We start from the raw sequence: 2,841 nt of genomic DNA on the forward strand, positions 1-2,841 counted from the left end.
ATAAATTCATCAGCCAGATAATGCTTGAGTTGCTGGTTAACTGCCTGCAACCATAGGTTTTGTGAAAGATCATCATCTAAATACATAGCAATCTCTCCTATTCATAAGCTTTGAGTGATGAGCAGGCACCACATTTGGCACATCCCGCCTGGGTGTCTTCAGACTTCAATTTATGCTGTTTCAGCTGGGCACCTATTTCTGGATAGAGCGCCTGCATAAACTCTGGTTCTGGTTTTGAATGATGCTCCAGTGGCGTGCCATGAATCGGCACAAATGGAACGACAAATGGATAGACGCCGATTTCAGTCAGTTTGGCAGTCATGTCCAGAATTTCTTCTCGAGTGTCTCCAAGTCCAGCCAGAATATAAGTACTGACCTGACCCCGACCAAAGACCTCCACTGCAGCCTTAAATGCAGCAAAGTATTTATCCAGTGAGACTTCGGCTTTGCCCGGCATGATCTTGTGTCGTACGCGATCACTGACAGCTTCTAAGTGCATGCCGATCGATACTGCCCCTGCATTTTTTAACTTGGCAAACCAGCTAAAATCATCAGGTGGTTCACATTGCACCTGTATCGGCAAATCGACAACTGCACGAATTGCAGTAACAGAGTCAAATAAAATTTCAGTGCCACGATCCGAAGTGCTTGGTGTTCCTGTCGTCAGGATCATTTGGGTAATGCCATCCAGCTCGACGGCTGCTTTAGCCACTTCTGCCAGCTGTTCAGGACGTTTACGGATGAGCGTCCGGCCATCTTTGAGAGACTGATCAATTGAGCAGAACTGGCAGGCAGTTGCCTTGTCATTCATACGAATACAGTGCTGTAATACCGTTGTTGCCAGAACATCATGGCTATGTAAGGTGGCAATCTGTTCATAAGAAATACCATCTGCAGTTTTCAGGTCATAAAACTTTGGACGTTTTGGCGCTGTCAGTGTGGCTACCGGGATTTTGTTCTTAAAGACAATCACATTGTCCGATTCTTTGTCCTGCTGTGCAGTATAAGGAGAATCTTGAGCTGCCAGATTCAGCACAGGAATCATCATGGTTTGTCCATTCAGGCTGAGTGCTTTATGGTCGCTTGGGCCAGCTCCCCCTTTACGGGCCAGACCAACCTCACCTTCCCATTTCAGGCCGTTGCATTGCAGGTCACTGAGTAATTCAACTGCTGACATGGCGACACTCCTTACACTTAATATTTAATTCATTTTCAAATTTGACTTCTACGCTTTACTCAGCGGCGCTTCTGTTGGCGTTGTAAAGTTGCTGATTTTTTCTTGTGTTGTTGATTGAGTTTCTGAAAATTCATGTAAAACTTGGGTTTTGCGACGATCAATCAACAGGCTCAGTAATTCAGGGCGACTATAATGCCCAACGGAATCCATCATGCGTTTACGTTTATCAATCAGGTTAAAGTCTAGATCGGCAATCACATAGCCTTCACCTTCAGTTAAAGGCGCAGCTAAAAATTTCCCTTCTGGAGAAACAATGGCAGTAAAGCAGCCCCCTGAAATTGGACCTATTTCACAGCCAGTATCTTGCATGATCTGTTGCTGCTGTTCCGGGGTCAGCCATGCGGTGGCATTAACAACAAAGCAGCCTGATTCCAGCGCATGATGCTGAATGGTTGCTGATATCTGGTCAGCAAAAACCTGTCCAACCAATGATCCAGGAAACATAGCCGCATGGATCTGTTCGCCATCAGCCATAAGCGCAAAACGTGCCAATGGGTTGTAATGCTCCCAGCAAGCCAATGAACCAATGCGTCCAACAGCCGAATCAATGGCACATAAACCACTACCATCACCCTGCCCCCAAACCATACGTTCATGATAGGTCGGTGTAATTTTGCGACGATGCTGAATGATGCTGCCATCCATATCAAAAAGCAGTTGTGCGTTGTAAATCGTTCCGCCCACACGCTCATTTACGCCAATCGAAACCACCATTTGCGCTGCACGGCATGCAGCACCAATTAGGTCAGTCGCTTCTGAAGGTACAATTACAGATTCACTTAATAACTTGAGATGTTCTTTACCCATCGCAAACGGCGGCTGAACAAAGGAAAAATAAGGGTAATAAGGGACCACGGTCTCGGGAAATACTGCAAACTCCACACCTTGCTGTCCAAGCTCAGCAATCAGCTCACAGACCTTTTGCACTGTTCCTGCCTGACTATAAAGAACTGGACTGCACTGGACTGCTGCGGCCTTTACAATTCGACTCATGGCTTTACTCTCCTATTTTTCCTAATCTTTGAATTACACTGTCCAAGTATCGATAATTAGTGCATTGTCACGACGCATGAGCAGTTTAAGATCCATCACATCCAATGGATTAATGGCACGGATTCCTGGAATCAGGGCTTTTTCGGTTTGACCATACAGCGCCTGTAAAGCAAAACGGCAAGCATAAACTTCGCCACCTTCTTCCATGAATGCTTTGATCTGGTTGTTGACTGCCAGATGTCCTGGAAATGCTTCAGCGCCTAAAGTCGGGAAACCACGTTGTACCCCTAATTGCACACCTGGACCGTATAGCAGGATTTTGGTTTCAAATCCTTTACGTAATAAGCGTTTAGCCTGTAATACATTAACCAAACCAATCGAACCTTCAAAAGCCACTGTATGGAATGTTACTAATGCTTTTTCGCCAGGCTGTGCTTTTACATCCTCAAATACCTTTTCTTCATAGTCGACCAGGAAGTCGCCATCTTTATATTGTTCGATATCTACCTTAGGCATAATGCACTCCGTTTTCAGATGAATTAAATGAACCGAATTGGTTATCCTAGATATTGCGAAAGTCATGCCAATACTGGAGATTGAATAAAATATAG

At 45.1% G+C, this 2,841-nt stretch carries 3 protein-coding genes; all 3 read right to left on the minus strand.

Annotated features, from left to right (window positions below):
• Window positions 1-97: 97 nt before the first annotated feature.
• From B4033_RS09900 to B4033_RS09910, 3 genes are read right to left on the minus strand one after another with little or no spacing between them, the layout of a single operon-like run.
• Entirely contained in the window at window positions 98-1,177 is a 1,080-nt protein-coding gene (locus B4033_RS09900; protein WP_286833563.1) for an MSMEG_0568 family radical SAM protein, read from the minus strand.
• 48 nt (window positions 1,178-1,225) lie between these two features.
• A complete protein-coding gene (locus B4033_RS09905) occupies window positions 1,226-2,230 on the minus strand; it encodes a Nit6803 family nitrilase (protein WP_286833565.1) in 1,005 nt (334 codons plus the stop codon).
• Between the two features lie 33 nt (window positions 2,231-2,263).
• Window positions 2,264-2,746 (minus strand): MSMEG_0572/Sll0783 family nitrogen starvation response protein, encoded by a 483-nt coding sequence (locus B4033_RS09910; RefSeq protein WP_004679574.1) that lies wholly within the window; start codon window positions 2,744-2,746, stop codon window positions 2,264-2,266.
• Window positions 2,747-2,841 lie beyond the last annotated feature (95 nt).

It is taken from the genome of Acinetobacter sp. UBA3132 (assembly GCF_002364825.1).
GTDB classification, from domain to species: Bacteria; Pseudomonadota; Gammaproteobacteria; order Pseudomonadales; family Moraxellaceae; genus Acinetobacter; species Acinetobacter schindleri.